Genomic DNA, 17,007 nt, shown 5'->3' with positions numbered 1-17,007 from the left:
CCCCCCCCCCCCCCCCCCCCCCCCCCCCCACACCCCCCCCCCCCCCACCCCCCCCCCCCCCCCCCCCCCCCCCCCCCCCCCCCCCCCCCCCCCCCCCCCCCCCCCCTCCCCCCCCCCCCCCCCACGCCTCAACGCATCCACCCCTCCACGCTAAGCCCGCCCCTCACCCCCCGCACCGCGATCCCGCGGACCCCCTCCGGCCCGCCCACGCCCGCGCCGCGCCGCCCCGTCGCGGCGCCGCCCACCCGCACCTGCCCCGAACTCCGGCAAGGCCCCGACGCGAAGCGCTCTCCGCCGCTACCGCGGCGGTATCTCCCACCCACCCACCCATGACGGCCACACCTCACAGCCGAGCCCCAACGCAAAGCGCTGCCGCCCAGCGCCCAGCACCCGCCGCCACCGCGGCAGCACTTCCCACCCACCCACCCATGACGGCCACGCCCCCAGCCGAGCCCGACGCACAGCGCTGCCGCTGAGTACTCGCCTCGCCCCTCACCACAGACACCCCCGCCGGGGCTCGGCCAGAAGGCAGCCACCCACCCACAGCACCCGCGCCAAGCCCGGACCCGCCCCTACCCAGGCACGGGCGGGTGGGTGGGAATCCCCGCCGCGACAGCGGCGCACAGCGGACCACCACCCGCAGAACCCCGCGCCGGACCCACCGGAAGGTAGGGCCGCCACGGGCGAGCAGGCGGAAAAACCCCGCCGCCACAGCCCCGGACACCCAGCCACCCCCCCCGCAGCCCCCCCCGCCCACCCCGGGCAGGACACCCCCCAGGCACGGGCGGGCGGGTGGGAAACCCCGCCGCGGCAGCGGCGAACACCCCACCCCCCCCCCCCCCCCCCCCGCCCCCCCCCCCCCCCCCCCCCCCCCCCCCCCCCCCCCCCCCGCCCCCCCCCCCCCCCGGCCGGGGGGGGGGGGGGGCAAACCCCGCCGCGGCAGCGGCGAACACCCGACCACCCACCCGCAGCACCCGCCCCACCCGCAGGACCCGCAGCACCCGCAGGACCCGCGCCAAGGCCCACCCAGACCCCCGCCCCGCACGGGCGGGTGGGTGGGCAAGAACCGCCGAAGCCCCCCCCCGCACCCCGTCCACCCCCCAAGCGCAAACTCCCCCATCCGGATGGTTCCGCCACGCCGATCCCCCGCAGCCCCCGGACACCACCCCGAGCCCCCCGCTAGCGTTCCCCCCGTCCACCCACCCGCACCGCCCTCCGCGAGGAGCCCCCGCTGCCGCCGCACCACGCCATACCGGCACCCACCCCGCGGAACCCCCCCGGCCCCCCCGGCCCCGCCCCGCGCGACCCCCTGCGCCTCCTCAACGCGGCACCGCCCGACGAGGCCCGCCGGGCCCTGGCGGCGTGCTGCGGGAGCCTTCACTGGGCGCGGCAGGTCGCCGCGCACCGGCCCTACCCCGACCTGGACGCCCTGCTCGCCGCCGCCGACGAGGCCGCGTACGACCTGACGCCCGACGATCTCACCGAGGCCCTGGCCGCCGAGCCGCTGGAGCCGGTGCTGCCGCCGGGCAGCGCCTACTCCGCCGCGGCCACCGCCCTGCGCGCCGCGCACGCCGCGTACGAGAGCCGCTTCGGGCACGCCTTCGTGATCTGCCTGGCGGGCGTCGCCCCGGGCGAGGCCCTCGACCACCTGCTCGCCTCCCTGCGCGACCGGCTCGGCAACGACCGGGAGGAGGAGCGCGCGGTGGCCGCGGACGAGCTGCGGCGCCTGGCCCGGGCCCGGCTCACCCGGCTCGTGCACCACTGGCCGCGGCTCCCGGGGGAACCGCGTACATCACGCAGCGATAGCCCGTACGTACCAGTTTGATTGCCTGTTTGATCACACCAGCGGACCCCGGGCGAGGGAGCCGACAACTCGTCGATACGATGACGAGCGGCCGGTGGACCGTACCCGGCCGGGCTCGTCCGACAGAGAAGCCGGCCGGCCCCAATCCCCGCTCCCGGAGGGTTCTTCCGTGCCGGCTGGAACGCTGTACCGCGGCCGGGAAGGCATGTGGTCATGGGTGGCTCATCGAGTCACCGGTGTCCTCATCTTCTTCTTCCTGTTCGTACATGTCCTCGACACCGCTCTCGTCCGTGTCTCCCCCGAGGCGTACGACGAGGTCGTGGCGACCTACAAGACGCCGATCGTCGCGCTCCTCGAGTACGGCCTCGTCGCCGCCATCCTCTTCCACGCGCTCAACGGCCTGCGGGTCATCGCCGTCGACTTCTGGTCGAAGGGCCCGCGCTACCAGAAGCAGATGCTCTGGACCGTCGTGGGCATCTGGGTCGTCCTGATGGTGGGCGCGCTGTACCCGGTCCTCGGCCACGCCGTCCGTGAACTCTTCGGGAGCTGAGGCCAGACATGTCCGACACCACGCTTGAGAAGTCCGGAGTGGGCCCCGTCGAGGGCGCCTCCCTCTACGACGCCGACAACCCGGCCCCCGTCATCGAGGCCCCGCGCAAGCGGACCGCGAAGACGCCGCGCTCCACCCGCGGCAACTTCGAGATGGCCGCGTGGCTGTTCATGCGCCTGTCCGGCGTCGTCCTCGTCGTCCTGGTCATCACCCACCTGCTCATCCAGCTCGTGCTGGACGGCGGTGTCTCGAAGATCGGCTTCGCCTTCGTCGCGGGCCGCTGGGCGTCCCCGTTCTGGCAGGTCTGGGACCTGCTGATGCTGTGGCTCGCGATGCTGCACGGCGCGAACGGCCTGCGGACGGTCATCAACGACTACGCCGAGCGCCCGAACACGCGTCTGTGGCTCAAGGGCCTGCTGTACACCGCCACGGTGTTCACCATCCTCCTGGGCACGCTGGTGATCTTCACCTTCGACCCGAACATCCGCTAGAGCCGAGGCGACCCCCGTGAAGATTCACAAGTACGACACCGTCATCGTCGGCGCGGGCGGCGCGGGCATGCGCGCCGCCATCGAGGCGACGAAGCGCAGCCGCACCGCCGTGCTCACCAAGCTGTACCCCACCCGCTCCCACACGGGCGCCGCGCAGGGCGGCATGGCCGCCGCGCTGGCGAACGTGGAGGAGGACAACTGGGAGTGGCACACCTTCGACACGATCAAGGGCGGTGACTACCTGGTCGACCAGGACGCCGCCGAGATCCTGGCGAAGGAGGCCATCGACGCGGTCCTCGACCTGGAGAAGATGGGCCTGCCGTTCAACCGGACCCCGGACGGCACCATCGACCAGCGCCGCTTCGGCGGGCACTCCCGCAACCACGGCGAGGCGCCGGTGCGCCGGTCCTGCTACGCGGCGGACCGCACGGGCCACATGATCCTCCAGACGCTGTACCAGAACTGCGTCAAGGAGGGCGTGGAGTTCTTCAACGAGTTCTACGTCCTGGACCAGCTCATCACCGAGGTCGACGGCGTCAAGAAGTCCGCCGGCGTGGTCGCGTACGAGCTGGCCACCGGCGAGATCCACGTCTTCCAGGCGAAGGCGGTCATCTACGCCTCCGGCGGCACCGGCAAGTTCTTCAAGGTGACGTCGAACGCGCACACCCTGACCGGTGACGGCCAGGCCGCCTGCTACCGGCGCGGCCTGCCGCTGGAGGACATGGAGTTCTTCCAGTTCCACCCGACCGGCATCTGGCGCATGGGCATCCTGCTCACGGAGGGCGCCCGCGGCGAGGGCGGCATCCTGCGCAACAAGGACGGCGAGCGCTTCATGGAGAAGTACGCGCCGGTGATGAAGGACCTGGCGTCGCGTGACGTCGTGTCCCGGTCCATCTACACGGAGATCCGCGAGGGCCGCGGCTGCGGTCCCGAGGGCGACCACGTCTACCTGGACCTGACCCACCTGCCGCCGGAGCAGCTCGACGCCAAGCTGCCGGACATCACCGAGTTCGCGCGCACGTACCTCGGCATCGAGCCGTACACGGACCCGATCCCGATCCAGCCGACCGCGCACTACGCCATGGGCGGCATCCCGACGAACGTCGAGGGCGAGGTGCTCGCCGACAACACGACCGTGGTCCCGGGCCTGTACGCCGCCGGCGAGGTCGCCTGCGTGTCGGTGCACGGCGCCAACCGCCTGGGCACCAACTCGCTGCTCGACATCAACGTCTTCGGGCGCCGCGCGGGCATCGCCGCCGCGGAGTACTCGGCGAAGGCCGACTACGTGGAGCTGCCGGAGAACCCGGCGCAGTTCGTGATGGACCTGGTGGAGCGGCTGCGCGCGTCCACGGGCACCGAGCGCGTGTCCGTGCTCCGCAAGGAGCTGCAGGAGACGATGGACGCGAACGTCATGGTCTTCCGTACGGAGCAGACCATCAAGACGGCCGTCGAGAAGATCGGCGAGCTGCGCGAGCGCTACAAGAACGTCTCGGTCCAGGACAAGGGCAAGCGGTTCAACACGGACCTGCTGGAGGCCATCGAGCTGGGCAACCTGCTCGACCTCGCCGAGGTCATGGCCGTCTCGGCGCTGGCGCGCAAGGAGTCCCGCGGCGGTCACTACCGCGAGGACTACCCGAACCGCGACGACGTCAACTTCATGCGCCACACCATGGCGTACCGCGAGGTCGCCGACGACGGCAAGGACTCGATCCGCCTCGACTACAAGCCGGTCGTCCAGACCCGCTACCAGCCGATGGAGCGTAAGTACTGATGGCAACCCCGACCCTCGCGAAGGAAGACGCCAAGCCCGAGGCGGGCTTCGCCGACTCCCCGTACATCACGGTCACGTTCCGCATCCGCCGCTTCAACCCCGAGGTCTCGGCGGACGCGGTCTGGGAAGACTTCCAGTTCGAGATCGACCCCAAGGAGCGCGTCCTCGACGGCCTCCACAAGATCAAGTGGGAGCTCGACGGCTCGCTGACGTTCCGCCGCTCGTGCGCGCACGGCATCTGCGGCTCGGACGCCATGCGCATCAACGGCAAGAACCGCCTGGCCTGCAAGACCCTGATCAAGGACATCAACCCGGCCAAGCCCATCACGGTCGAGCCCATCAAGGGCCTGACGGTCCTGAAGGACCTGGTCGTGGACATGGAGCCGTTCTTCCAGGCCTACCGGGACGTCATGCCCTTCCTGGTGACGACCGGTAACGAGCCGACCCGGGAGCGCCTGCAGTCCGCCGAGGACCGCGAGCGCTTCGACGACACCACGAAGTGCATCCTGTGCGCCGCGTGCACGTCGTCCTGCCCGGTGTTCTGGAACGACGGCCAATACTTCGGCCCGGCCGCGATCGTGAACGCGCACCGCTTCATCTTCGACAGCCGTGACGAGGCGGGCGAGCAGCGCCTGGAGATCCTCAACGACAAGGACGGCGTGTGGCGCTGCCGCACCACGTTCAACTGCACGGACGCCTGCCCCCGTGGCATCGAGGTCACGAAGGCGATCCAGGAGGTCAAGCGGGCACTGATCACGCGCCGCTACTGATCCCTCCGGCTCCGCCCGGGCGAGGGCCCCGCACCCCGGTTCCGTACCGGGGGCGGGGCCCTCACCCGTTCTGGCGAACGATGCGGGTCCGGACACGGGGGTGCGGACCGTCCTACGATGATGCTCTCGACCCCAGCCCTCATCAGGAGGCCCGCGATGTCCGCTGCATCCGTCGAGCAGCCGCACGACGACCGATCGCTGATCGCGGAGGCCAACCGCCTCAGGGACCGCAACCCGGGCTACCGCGTCGAGATCATCGGAGGCCAGCTCCTCATGACCCCGTCCGCAGACGGTCCCCACGGCGATGTCCTGACGGACCTCATGCTGCCGTTTCTCTCAGCGGGGCTCCACGGCACAGACACACGGGTTATCCAGGCCTTCGGCCTCTGGTTGCCCACCGGTGCCGAGGACTACGCGATCCCGGACCTGGCTGTCGTGGACGCCGACTATCGGGATCACTACATCGAGAACGGGTGCTACGACCCCGCGATCTTCCGCCTGGCCCTGGAGGTCACCTCCAGCAACTACCAGACGGACCTGCGTACCAAAGTCTCCGCGTACGCCGAGGCCAAGATCCCCGTGTACGTCATCATCGACCGCAAGCATCAGCGGCTGCACGTCCTGACCGACCCCGAGGCGGACGGCTACGCCAATCACCAGGTCTACGCTCCCGGCCAGGCGGTCACCCTGCCCGACTCCATCGGCGCGAAGGTGTCCCTGGACGTGGCGGCCATCCTGGAGGCAGGCAGGGCCAGGAACGGCTGAGGTCTACGAGTCCGTCCGCTCCCGCCCCAGCCTTCCCCGCCGGGCGGCGGCGTGGCGGCTGTCGTCGAGTTCGCGAAAGTGACGCCGGAAGACGGCGTCCGGGGAGCACAGGCAGGGTGTCGCCACCCCGCCCTTCCGCACGGTGGCCCGGGCCAGGTGGTGACGGACGCGTCCCCGGGGTGTCATGGGGGTGTGAGACACAGGTGGCGTGACGAGGTGACTCCGGCCGCCGGGGCCTGCACGCTGGCGACCGGCGTCATCTCGATGGGCCTGCACCTGACCGGCCACGAGGTCCTGTCGCGGATCTTCCTCGTGGGCGCGGCCCTGCTCTGGCTGCTGCTCGCGGCGGACCTCACCGAGCTGCTGGTACGCGACCGGACCCGTTGGCCGACGGCGGCGATCACGCTCCCCGCGCTGACGGCCGTCGCGGCGACGGCCGTGGTCGGCACCCGGTTCTCCGTCCTCGGGTGGCAGGGCCTGGCGATCGCGCTGCTGGTCCTCGCGGCCGTGGCGTGGCCGGTGGCGCTGGTGCCGGTGGTCCGCCACTGGCGGCGGCGCGGGATGTCCGGCGAGGTGTTCCTGGCGTGCGTGGCGACGCAGGCCCTCGCGGTACTGGCGGCCACGCTGTGCTGGGCGGGAGAGGGCGACTGGCTCGGTGACGCGGCGCTCGCCTGCTTCGCGCTCGGCCTGGTGCTGTACGGGGAGGCGCTGGTGCGCTTCGACGTCCGGCAGGTGCTGACGGGCGCCGGTGACCAGTGGGTGGCGGGCGGCGCGCTCGCCGTCTCGGCGCTCGCGGGCGCGCGGCTGACGGCGCTGCCGCAGTGGACCGGCGGCGGCCACGACACCCTGCGGATCCTGGCGTACGTGCTGCTCGGGCTCGCCCTGGCCTGGTACGCACTGCTGCTGGCCGGCGAGGTGGCCGCGCCGCGCCCGCGGTACGACGCCCGGCGCTGGGCCACGGTGTTCGCGCTGGGGCTGACGGCCGCGGCGGCGCTCTCCGCCGGGCTCGTGACGGACGTGGCGTGGCTGCGGGTCCTCGGGCGGGTGCTGCTGTGGGTGGCGGTGGCGGCGTGGGGGCTGGTGTGGGTGGGCTTCGTGTGGCCGCGTGAGGCTGCCGCCGACGGGGGCGGGGAGCGCGGTCCCTCCGGGGCCGGGGAGGACGGCCCGCCCGGGGCCGGGGAGGACGGCCCGCCCGGGGCCGGGGGGCGGGGTGCGGAGGACCGGTGAAGCGGGGGCCCGGCGGGTGGAGGGGTCCAAGAATCGGGAGGCCAGGAGGCGGGAGGGACCCGGAGGCGGGCGGGGCCCGGAGGCAGACAGGGTCCTGAGGCAGGTGGATCCAGGGGGCGCGGTGGGCCCCCTGGGGCGGGGAGGGACGAGGTTCCGGTCCGGGGCGCCTCCGGGGAGGGCTCAGGCCGTCGCCGTCACCGCGGTCAGCAGGACCACCGAGTCCGCCAGGGCCACGAGCCCGTGCCGCTCCTTCGGGACCGCGCCGAACTGCCCCTCCCGGAGCACCCACTCGTTCCCCTGCTCGGTGGTCAGCCGCACCTCCCCGCGCAGGACGCACAGGCTGGCCGCGGGCGGTGTGTTGTGCTCGTCGAGCGCCGTCCCGGACACCAGGGCGATGACGCTCTGGCGCAGCGCCCCGTCGTGGACGACGAGCCGCGCGCTGCGGCCGTGGGCGTCGGCCCGGGCCTGGTTCAGGTGCTCCTCGGCGAGGGCGGACAGGTCATGGACTTCCGGCATGCTCTTCATGTCCGTATTCTGACGCTATGTCAGACAATCGTCTACCCTCTGGTGCCACGCTTCTCGGCTTCGACAACATGCTGCTGCCCGTCGGGGACCTCGACGAAGCCATCGACTTCTACGAGCGGGCGGGTTTCCCGGTCGCGTACCGCCTCGACGAGGCCGGGCTCGCCATCCTGCGCGTGGGCGGCGAGACGCCCGGCGTGCTCCTGCGCACGGAGGCGGGGGCCGGACGCCGCCCGCCGCCGTGGCCCGCGCCGCGCCTCTGGCTGGAGGTCCCGGACGCCCGGGCGACGGCGGAGGCCCTGGCGGGCGCCGGGATCCCGGTCCTCACGGAGCCGTTCGCCGGGGCGACGGGCTGGACGGTGGAGATCGCCGACCCGTGGGGCAACGTCATCGGCTTCACCGACTACACCAAGCGCCCGGAACTCGGCCGGGTCTGACCCGGCCGCCCCCGACCCCGGGGCCCATGGGCTCCATCCCACCCCACCGCCCTGGAAGGGGACATACCGCCCAACGCCGGAAGCGGCAAACGCAAATGCGCACGACATGCAACCGGTGCCAAAGGTTGTGCACGGGCCCCGAGTTCACGGTGTGAGAAGGCACACCGGCGCGGGGTGTGACGGATGTGGTGTTCGTTGCGCTCGTTAACCGGAGAGGGAGTTGGTTGCTCTCGTACACGTACGGAGCGGAGCCGAAGGGGTGGGGAACGGTGGCCGGTGAGGGGAAGAAGGTGCCGCGCGCGGCGGAGATGCGGGGCTACACGCGAAGATTCGTCGGGCGGGTGACGGAGCGCAACAGGCTCCCGCTCGACTTCTCCGTGCGGAGCCTGCGCGTCGTGGACTCCGTGCTCGACGGGATGCGCCGGGACGGGCGCGGCCGGGACGAGGTCGCGGCCGCGCTGTTCGGGTTCGGGGCGTACGTCGGCGAGGTCCTGGTCCGGCACGCGGGCGCGGTCTGGATCGACCTCGACGACGCCCAGCGGCAGTACTTCGGGCAGGCCGTGGGGGTGCGGATGCCCGACGGGCGGGTGTGGAGCCCGCTGGGGAAGGTCGTCAACCGCTACGAGGCCGGGGCCGAGGAGTCCCTCCAGACCTTCTACCTGACCCTGCCGGGGCGCCACCCCGAGCGGGCCGGACGGGGCGGGCGGCCCGCGGCGAGGTCCGAACCGGCACGTTCGCTGTGACCGCGTCGCGCCCGCGGGGCGCCGCGGCAGCACACACGGGGGCACGGGCACGGTGAACGGTGCCGGCGGGGGTCGAGAAGAGCACGTGGGCTCGGGCGGGGACGAGGCACGGACGGGACGGACGGAGAGCCAAAGGCGAACGGGACGGACAGGGGGCCAGGGGCGTACAGGACCGACGGGGGGCCAGGGGCGTACGGATCCGGCGGAGGGCCAAGAGCGTCCGGGACCGGCGGAGGGCCAAGGGCGTACGGACCCGGCCGAGGGCCAAAAGCGTCCGGGACCGGCGGAGGGCCAAGAGCGTACCGACCCGGCCGAGGGCCAAGAGCGTACGGGACCGGCGGAGGGCCAAAAGCGTACGGGACCGGCGGAGGGCCAAAAGCGTCCGGATCCGGCCGAGGGCCAGGGGCGTACGGGACCGGCAGGGGGCCAGGGGCGTACGGGACCGGCAGGGGGCCAAGAGCGTCCGGATCCGGCCGAGGGCCAAGAGCGTCCGGGCCCGGCAGGGGGCCAAGAGCGTCCGGACGCCGTCGGGGGCCCGGAGCGGGCGAAGATCGGGGACGCGGCGCTGTCCCGGGCGGTGGAGGCGGCCCAGCGGGGGGACGAGGCCGCGTTCGCGCTGGTGTACCGGTGGGTGCAGCCCGGGCTGCTCGGCATGGTGCGGGGGCTCGCCGGGGACGAGTCGGAGGACGTGGCGTCCGAGGCGTGGCTCCAGATCGCCCGCGACCTCGGGCAGTTCACCGGGGACGGGGCCGACTTCCGCCGCTGGGCCGCGGCCGTGGCCCGCAACCGCGCCCGTGACCACGCGCGGCGCCACCTGAGCAGGCCGCGCCTGACCCTCGTCGAGGGCGAGGCGCTGGACCTGCCGGACGAGCGGGACACCGCCGACGAGGCCCTGGAGGCGCTGGCCACCGACGCCGCGCTCGCCCTGGTCGCCTCCCTGCCGCCCGACCAGGCGCGGGCCGTCTTCCTGGGCGTCCTCGTGGGCCTCGACGGCCCGGCCGCGGCCCGGCTGCTCGGCAAGCGCCCCGGTGCCGTGCGCATGGCACTGCACCGGGGGCTGCGGCGGTTGCGGGGCGGCCCTGCCGGGGGATCACCAGGGCCGCCCCCTTACCGGGACCCGGAGGTGGCACCTCCGGATCCCCGTCTGTCGGCCTCGCGGCCTCGTCCTCAGCCGCCCGGCGCGCCGGGCGGTCCGGTCCCCACCGCCTCGACCAGCTCCAGGTCGTACGTGAGCGGGCCGTTCCCGAGCATGATGTGCCGGGCCTTCGAGGCGTAGCCGGGGGCCGTCGCCGCCAGCACGTACACGCCGGGGGCGAGGGCCGCGAGGATGTAGGACCCGTCGACCAGGGACGACACGCGGTCGAGCCGCCTGCCGTCCTGGGTGGCGAGGGTGAGGGTCACGCTGTGGATCGGCTCGCCGAAGGGCGTGACGACGAACCCGTGGACGACGTACGGGCCGAGGCCGCGCACGCCCGGGGGGCAGGTCTCCCCCGGCGCGCCGCACACGTCGAAGGCGTCGTACGGGGCCGGGGGCGCGGACCCGTACGACCCGCACGGGCCCGTCGCCGCGGGGGCCGCGGGGCCCGACGGCCCCGCCGGGGGCGGCACCGGTGTCGCGGGGCCCAGGGCCGCCGCGACCAGGGCCTCCAGCTCCTCGGGGGCGGGCGGCGGGGTCTCCCTCGGCTCCACGGCGAGGTGCGGCACGCGCCGGTCGAGCCAGGGCGGCAGCCACCAGTTGGCGCGGCCGAGCACGTGCATGGCCGCGGGGACGAGCGCGGCGCGCAGCAGGAGCGCGTCGAGGACGACGGCCGCGGCGAGGACCGTACCCGCCACGGCGACCCGCGTGTCGCCGCCGAGGAGGAACGCGGCGAACACGCCGGTCACGACGAGGGCGGCGCAGGTGACGACCCGCCCGGTCTCCGCGAGGCCGACACGCACGGCGCGCGCGTTGTCCCCGGTCCGCATCCACTCCTCGTGCATCCGGCTGACCAGGAACACCTGGTGGTCCGTCGCGAGGCCGAAGAGCAGGGCCAGCACGACCACCGGCAGGACCGCCGGGACCGGGCCCTCCCCGGCGACGCCGATGACGTCCGCGCCCCAGCCCCACTGGAACACCGCCACCAGGAGCCCGAGGGACGCCGCCGCGGCGATCAGGTTGGTCAGGGCGGCCGTCAGCGGTACGACGAGGGAGCGGAAGGCGACGAGGAGCAGCAGGAAGCCGAGCCCGACGATGACGCCGACGAAGTACGGCAGGCGCTCGGCGGTGGCCGCCGCGACGTCCTCGAACACGGCCGCCACGCCGCCCACGTGGGCGTCCGCGCCCGCGTCCGGGAGCACGTCGTCGCGCAGCCGGTCGACCAGGACGCCCGTCTCCGCGGACCGCGGCGAGGTGGCGGGCACGACCTGGATCAGGGAGGTGCCGCTGTCCGCCGGCGGCCCGGAGGCCACCTGGGCCACGCCGTCGGTGGCGCGGATGCGCTCCACCAGGCCGTCGGTGCCGGCGGGCCCGGCCCGCTCCACGACCACGTTCAGGGGGCCGCTGGCGCCGGGGCCGAAGCCCTCGGCGAGCAGGTCGTACGCCTGCCGGGTGCCGGACGCCCGGTGGTCGCCCTGGTCGGCGGCGCCGAGGCGCAGCGAGAGCAGCGGCACGGCCAGGACGGCCGCCGCGGCCAGCGCGAGCAGCCCCACGGCGCGCGGCCGCTTCTCCACGTACGCCGACCAGCGCGCGGCGAGGCCCGCGGGCTCCCGCGGGTCCGGTCCGGCGACGGCGAGGTGGTGGCGCCGGCGGCGGCTGAGCACCCGGGTGCCGAGCACCCCGAACAGCGCGGGCAGCAGGGTGACGGCGGCGAGCACGCTCAGGACGACGGTGAGGGACGCGGTGAGCGCCACGCCGTCCAGGAAGCGCATGTTCATCACGAGCATCCCGGCGAGCGCGACGCACACGGTGCCGCCGGCGAAGAGCACGGCCCTGCCCGCGGTGTTGAGCGCCTGCACGGCCGACGCCTCCGGGGTGAGGCCGCGCAGCAGGCCCCCGCGGTGGCGGAAGACGATGAACAGGGCGTAGTCGACGCCGACGCCGAGGCCGAGCAGCGTGCCGAGCAGCGGCGCCACCGCGGGCACGTCCGTGACGTGGCTGAGCAGCATGGTGGCGAGCAGCCCGGTGCCGACGGCGCACACGGCGGTCAGCAGGGGCAGCAGCGTCGCGAACAGCGAGCCGAAGGCCAGGAACAGCACCACCGCGGCGGCCGCGACGCCGACGGCCTCCACGGTGCCCGCGGGCGGCTCCTGCGTACGGGCGGCGGCCGGTCCGCCCATCTCGACGCGCAGGCCGGGGGTTTCGGCGCGCAGTGCGGTGTCGACGACGTCCTGGACGAGGCTCTCGGGCAACTGGCCCGCCGGGCGCGCGAAGGTGACGCGCGCGTAGGCGATGCGCCCGTCCCGGCTGATCCGCGCGGCGGCGTCCGGGCCCGGCGCGTACGGCCCCGCCACCTCGCCGACGCCCTCCAGCGCGGCGATGCCGGCGAGCGCGGGCTCGATCCGGTCGCGCACGGCGGCGTCCCGGACCGACCCGGTGGCGGTCTTCCACACCAGGGTGTCGGTGTCGCCGCCGCGCTCGGGGAACGCCTCCGCCATCAGCTCGCGCGCCCGCTCGGAGTCGGAGCCGCGGGAGGAGAAGGCGTGCGCGTAGTCGGCGCCCGCCGTGCCGCCGACGGCGCCCAGGCCGCAGAGGGCGCCCGCCCACAGCACGAGGACCACGAGGGGGTGCCGGAAGCACCAACGCGCCCATGCCGCCACGGTGTTCCCCCCTTCCGTCCGTCCGGGCCCCGGTGGCCCGGCGCCTCGTGCCGTGCGTGGTTCCTCCCGGCCTGCTGTGGCCCCGGGCGGGGTGCGGCCCCGCCCACACGCCTCAGCATCGGCGGCGGGCGTACGAAACGCGCCTCAATGGCCGTGATTCACAAGGAACTCCAAACCACGGGCCCGTTCACCACCCGGCGGGCGCCCCGATACTGGGGACATGAGCCACTCCGAGGGACACCCCGGAACACCTGTCGCAGAGGCCGCTCCCGCGGAGCGCCGTGCCACGGTGCTCGTGGTCGAGGACGAGCCGAGCATCGCCGACGTCCTCGCCATCACCCTGCGCTTCCACCACTTCGACGTGATGACGGCGGGCACCGTGCGCGAGGCGCTCGCGCTGGCCGAGCGCACCCGGCCGGACTGCGCGCTGCTCGACGTGATGCTGCCGGACGGCGACGGGCGGGCGCTGGGGCGGGAGTTGCGGACGCGGATGCCGGGCGTCGCGCTGGTGTTCCTCACCGCCCGGGACGCGCCGGCCGAGATCGTCGGCGCGCTCGGCTTCGGCGACGACTACATCACCAAGCCGTTCCACATCGACGAGGTCGTCGCCCGGATCGGCGCGGTGCTGCGCCGCACCCGGCCCGGCGACGTGCTGCCGCAGCGGCCGCCGCTGCGCCACGGCGACCTGGAGCTGGACGAGACGACGTACATGGTGCGCAGGAACGGCCACGAGGTGCAGCTCACGCCCACCGAGTACGCCCTGCTGCGCTTCCTCGTCCGCAACGCCGGCCGGGTGGTGCCCAAGGAGCAGCTCCTGCGCCACGTGTGGAACATCGAGCACGCGGCGGAGTCGACGGTCGTGGAGACGTACATCAGCTATCTGCGGCGCAAGCTCGACCAGGTGGGCCCGCCGCTGATCACGACGCGCCGCGGCGTCGGGTACGGCCTGGCATGACGGGCCCCGCACCCTCGGCCCCGCGCCGCCGCTCCGCGGAGCTGCGCCGTCCCTCCACGGGACCGCGCCGTCCCTCCGGCGGCCCGGGGCGGCTCCGGCGTCTTCTCGGGGGGCCGCGGCGCCTGGCCGGGAACCCGCGCCGCGTCTTCGGGAACTCGCTGCGCACCAAGCTCACGCTCGTGAACGTGGTCCTGCTGGCCCTCGGCATCGCCGCCGCGACCGCCGTGAGCCTCATGGGCATGAAGCACTACCTGCTCGACAACGTCGACGACGAGCTCGAGGCCTCGCGCTCGACGCTGCACAGCATGCCGATCACCCTCGACAAGTTCACGACGCTCAGCGGGGTGCGGGACAAGCTCGGCGATCCGCCCCCGGGCGCGGAGGTGGGGGACGACCTGCCGCCCACCGAGGAGGTCCTCGTCGCCGTGGACGACTCCGGCAAACCCGCCGACGTCGCCTACATCGGCTCGTCGCCGCGACGGCGCCAGCTCCTCGCCGCCATCGGGGACGCCGAGCAATTCGCGCAGCGGGCGGCGCCGACGGACGTGAACCTGGGCGGCGACTCGTACCGCGCGATCGGCGCGCGGCTCAGCGACGGATCGGTCGTGATCGCCACCTCCACGGAGGACGTGCACGCGAGCGTGGGCCAGGCCCTGCGGCTCGACCTGGCCCTCGGCTTCCTGCTCCTCGTGCTGCTCGCCGTGGCGACGACGGTCTCCGCGCGGCAGCGGCTGCGCCCCCTCGAGGACATGGTCGAGACGGCGTCCGCGATCGCCGAGGGCGACCTGAAGCGGCGTGTGCCGTCGAGCCGCGCCGCCGTGATGGAGACCGAGCAGTTGCGGATCGCGCTCAACTCCATGCTCAAGCAGGTGGAGGCGGCCTTCGTGACGCGCGAGCGCAGCGAGGCCCAGCTCCGGCAGTTCGTCGCGGACGCCTCGCACGAGCTGCGCACCCCGCTGTCCGCGATCCGCGGCTACCTCCAGCTCTACGACAACGGCATGCTGACCACGCCGGAGGACCGCGAGCGCGCCTGGTGCCGCGTCAACGCCGAGACCGACCGCATGAACCACCTGGTCGCGGAGTTGCTCACGCTGGCCCGCCTGGACCAGGAGCCGGAGCTGCGGTTCCGCAGCGTCGACCTGAGCCGGCTGGTGCGGGACGCGGCGGACGACCTGCGCGCGCAGGAACCGGAGCGTCCGCTCACGGTGCGCGCGGACGGTGCGATCCTCGTCCAGGCCGACGAGCAGGGGCTGCGCAAGGTGCTCGCCAACCTGCTGGCCAACGTACGGGCGCACACCCCGCCCGGTACGCCGGTGCGGCTCGCCCTCGACCGGCGGGACGGCGTGGTGTGCCTGACCGTGGCGGACGACGGGCCGGGGCTCGACGCCAAGGACGCGGCGCGCGTCTTCGACCGGTTCTTCCGCACGGGCCCGGGGTCGGGCAGCGGACTCGGCATGGCCATCGTGCAGGGCGTGGTGGCGGCGCACGGCGGCGAGGTCGCGGTCCGCACCGCCCCGGGCGCGGGCCTGACGGTCGTGGTGACCCTGGGCCAGGCCACCTCGCCGGGGGAACCGGCCGGTGCCGCGGCGCCGGCCGCCCTGCTCATGCCCGCGGCGAGGCCAGCTCCACCACTGTGACGTCCGAGGGCGCCCCGACCCGCACGGGCGGGCCCCAGGCCCCGGCGCCGCGCGTCACGTAGAGCTGGGTGTCGCCGTAGCGCTCCAGGCCGGCGAGGGTGGGGTTGGCGAGGTCGGCGAGGAAGTTGTTGGGCCAGAGCTGGCCGCCGTGGGTGTGGCCGGAGAGCTGGAGGTCGACGCCGTGCTCGACGGCGTCGTGGACGACCACGGGCTGGTGGGCGAGGAGCACGGAGGCGCGGCGGCGGTCCCGGTCGCCGAGCGCCTTGGCGAAGTCGGGGCCCTGGCCGTCCTCCTCCCCCTGGACGTCGTTGACGCCCGCGAGGTCGAAGTACGGCAGCTCGGTGCGGGCGTTCTCCAGCGGGCGCAGGCCCAGCGAGCGGACGTGCTCGACCCACTGCTCGGCGCCGGAGAAGTACTCGTGGTTGCCCGTGACGAAGTAGGCGCCGTGGCGGGCGCGCAGGTCCGCGAGCGGGCGGGCGGCGCCCGCGAGGTCCTCGACGTCGCCGTCCACCAGGTCGCCGACGATCGCGATCAGGTCGGGCTGGGTGGAGTTGACAGTGTCCACGACGCGCCGGGCGAAGGACTCGCCGAGCACCGGGCCCAGGTGGATGTCGCTGACCACGGCGATCCGGAAGCCGTGCGCCGCGCGCGGCAGCTTGGCCAGCGGCACGGTGATCCGCTTGACGCGGGGGCCGCGGAGTACGCCGTAGGTGCCGTAGCCGACCGTGGCCGCCGCGACGGTGGCCGCGCCCGCGGCTACCGTCCTGGCCACGAAGAGGCGCCGGGGCAGGGCCCCGGTGTCCCCCTCCTGGCGGGGCCGCGGCGCGCCGTCCTCACGGGGCCGCGCCTCTGGCTCCCCATGGGGCTGCGCCCCTCTCCCCGCTTCGTCGGCGCTTCGCGCCTCGTCCTCAGGCGCCGGACGGGCTGATTCCCTGACCGCCCATCGTCGGAGGAGTGGCCGTACGAGCTCCCCCACCAGCAGTGCCAGGAGCAGGTACAGGGCGAACGCCATCCACAGGAAGCCCGGCCACGCGAGGATCCGCTGGAGCAGGAAGGGGGCCCCGGCCCGCTCCGCCGCGAGGGCGGCGAACATCAGCAGGGGGCCCGCGGCGTACGCGGCCGTGCCCAGGCGCCTGCCCCGGGAGCCCTTGACCGTCGTGTCGCGCACCACGCGCCGCCACACGTACCAGAGCAGCCCGCCGAGGACGGCGGCCACGCCGAGCAGGGTGAGGACGATCCGCAGCGTGGCCACGGCTATGAGCTTCGGCGCAGTGCGCGCACTCCACGCAACCCGATGGTCCCGACCACCGTCCCCAAGACAAAGGAGACAACGGCGAGCGTCAGGTGCACCCAGAAGTACCCCGTCGGATCGCCCGCGTCGTCGAAGGCGAGCCCGCTGCCGTCCTTCCAGAGGTTCTTGACGAAAGTGATCCAGATGAACCAGCTCCACACGCCGAAGGCGAGCAGGAACCAGGAGGCGGAGCGGCTGAGCTTCATACGCTCAGTATCGCCAGCCGCCCTCACGCGCCGCCTTCGGGGT

16 protein-coding genes are annotated in these 17,007 nt (G+C 74.2%); 12 read left to right on the top strand and 4 right to left on the bottom strand.

The window, feature by feature from the left end; all coding sequences use genetic code 11:
• Positions 1 to 1,309: 1,309 nt before the first annotated feature.
• From QK440_RS10460 to QK440_RS10430, 7 genes are all read left to right on the top strand, one after another.
• Positions 1,310 to 1,825 carry a 2-oxo-4-hydroxy-4-carboxy-5-ureidoimidazoline decarboxylase gene (locus tag QK440_RS10460; protein WP_282792750.1) on the top strand — a complete coding sequence of 172 codons (516 nt, stop codon included), beginning with the start codon at positions 1,310 to 1,312 and terminating at the stop codon, positions 1,823 to 1,825.
• Positions 1,826 to 1,973: 148 nt separating this feature from the next.
• Positions 1,974 to 2,354, top strand: a complete 381-nt coding sequence (gene sdhC / locus QK440_RS10455) for a succinate dehydrogenase, cytochrome b556 subunit (RefSeq protein WP_138961444.1) — start codon at positions 1,974 to 1,976, stop codon at positions 2,352 to 2,354.
• Between the two features lie 8 nt (positions 2,355 to 2,362).
• Positions 2,363 to 2,845, top strand: a complete 483-nt coding sequence (locus tag QK440_RS10450) for a succinate dehydrogenase hydrophobic membrane anchor subunit (RefSeq protein ID WP_190134882.1) — start codon at positions 2,363 to 2,365, stop codon at positions 2,843 to 2,845.
• Between the two features lie 16 nt (positions 2,846 to 2,861).
• The gene (sdhA, locus tag QK440_RS10445; RefSeq protein ID WP_282792738.1) at positions 2,862 to 4,616 is read left to right on the top strand and encodes a succinate dehydrogenase flavoprotein subunit; all 1,755 of its coding nucleotides are present in this window, start codon (positions 2,862 to 2,864) and stop codon (positions 4,614 to 4,616) included.
• Positions 4,616 to 5,386, top strand: a complete 771-nt coding sequence (locus tag QK440_RS10440; RefSeq protein WP_282792737.1) for a succinate dehydrogenase iron-sulfur subunit — start codon at positions 4,616 to 4,618, stop codon at positions 5,384 to 5,386. The genes sdhA and QK440_RS10440 overlap by 1 nt, the downstream gene beginning before the upstream one ends.
• A 156-nt stretch (positions 5,387 to 5,542) precedes the next feature.
• Complete coding sequence (locus tag QK440_RS10435; RefSeq protein ID WP_282792736.1) at positions 5,543 to 6,151, top strand: Uma2 family endonuclease; 609 nt, start codon at positions 5,543 to 5,545, stop codon at positions 6,149 to 6,151.
• 192 nt (positions 6,152 to 6,343) lie between these two features.
• On the top strand, positions 6,344 to 7,378 hold the full coding sequence (locus QK440_RS10430; RefSeq protein WP_282792735.1) for a hypothetical protein: 1,035 nt from the start codon (positions 6,344 to 6,346) through the stop codon (positions 7,376 to 7,378).
• Between the two features lie 180 nt (positions 7,379 to 7,558).
• Here QK440_RS10430 and QK440_RS10425 read toward each other — a convergent pair whose 3' ends face one another.
• The gene (locus QK440_RS10425) at positions 7,559 to 7,894 is read right to left on the bottom strand and encodes a cupin (protein WP_282792749.1); all 336 of its coding nucleotides are present in this window, start codon (positions 7,892 to 7,894) and stop codon (positions 7,559 to 7,561) included.
• A gap of 26 nt (positions 7,895 to 7,920) precedes the next feature.
• Between QK440_RS10425 and QK440_RS10420 the strand changes: the two genes are divergently transcribed.
• The 3 genes from QK440_RS10420 (at position 7,921) to QK440_RS10410 (ending at position 10,356) form a co-directional block, all read left to right on the top strand.
• A complete protein-coding gene (locus QK440_RS10420; protein WP_282792734.1) occupies positions 7,921 to 8,337 on the top strand; it encodes a VOC family protein in 417 nt (138 codons plus the stop codon).
• A 308-nt stretch (positions 8,338 to 8,645) separates the two neighbouring features.
• Positions 8,646 to 9,080 (top strand): hypothetical protein, encoded by a 435-nt coding sequence (locus QK440_RS10415; RefSeq protein WP_282792748.1) that lies wholly within the window; start codon positions 8,646 to 8,648, stop codon positions 9,078 to 9,080.
• A gap of 550 nt (positions 9,081 to 9,630) precedes the next feature.
• On the top strand, positions 9,631 to 10,356 hold the full coding sequence (locus QK440_RS10410) for a sigma-70 family RNA polymerase sigma factor (RefSeq protein WP_282792747.1): 726 nt from the start codon (positions 9,631 to 9,633) through the stop codon (positions 10,354 to 10,356).
• On the opposite strand, the gene QK440_RS10405 is transcribed toward QK440_RS10410, so the two are convergent.
• On the bottom strand, positions 10,248 to 12,875 hold the full coding sequence (locus tag QK440_RS10405; RefSeq protein ID WP_282792733.1) for an MMPL family transporter: 2,628 nt from the start codon (positions 12,873 to 12,875) through the stop codon (positions 10,248 to 10,250). The genes QK440_RS10410 and QK440_RS10405 overlap by 109 nt on opposite strands.
• A gap of 289 nt (positions 12,876 to 13,164) precedes the next feature.
• Here QK440_RS10405 and QK440_RS10400 point away from each other — a divergent pair, with 289 nt between their 5' ends.
• Together QK440_RS10400 and QK440_RS10395 are read left to right on the top strand one after the other, a co-directional pair.
• Positions 13,165 to 13,830 carry a response regulator transcription factor gene (locus QK440_RS10400; protein ID WP_282792746.1) on the top strand — a complete coding sequence of 222 codons (666 nt, stop codon included), beginning with the start codon at positions 13,165 to 13,167 and terminating at the stop codon, positions 13,828 to 13,830.
• A complete protein-coding gene (locus QK440_RS10395; protein WP_282792732.1) occupies positions 13,827 to 15,467 on the top strand; it encodes a HAMP domain-containing sensor histidine kinase in 1,641 nt (546 codons plus the stop codon). Before QK440_RS10400 ends, QK440_RS10395 begins: the two co-directional genes overlap by 4 nt.
• Here the strand turns inward: QK440_RS10395 and QK440_RS10390 are convergent.
• Positions 15,433 to 16,710 carry a metallophosphoesterase gene (locus QK440_RS10390; protein WP_282792745.1) on the bottom strand — a complete coding sequence of 426 codons (1,278 nt, stop codon included), beginning with the start codon at positions 16,708 to 16,710 and terminating at the stop codon, positions 15,433 to 15,435. The two genes, QK440_RS10395 and QK440_RS10390, sit on opposite strands and share 35 nt — an antisense overlap.
• An 11-nt stretch (positions 16,711 to 16,721) precedes the next feature.
• Positions 16,722 to 16,964 (bottom strand): hypothetical protein, encoded by a 243-nt coding sequence (locus QK440_RS10385; RefSeq protein WP_190134873.1) that lies wholly within the window; start codon positions 16,962 to 16,964, stop codon positions 16,722 to 16,724.
• Between the last annotated feature and the right edge of the window lie 43 nt (positions 16,965 to 17,007).

Origin of the sequence: Streptomyces sp. CC224B (assembly GCF_030010595.1) — a bacterium.
Lineage (GTDB): Bacteria > Actinomycetota > Actinomycetes > Streptomycetales > Streptomycetaceae > Streptomyces > Streptomyces longispororuber.
The sequence above is the reverse complement of the archived record's forward strand: the minus strand, read 5'-3'. Positions and strand labels throughout refer to the sequence as shown.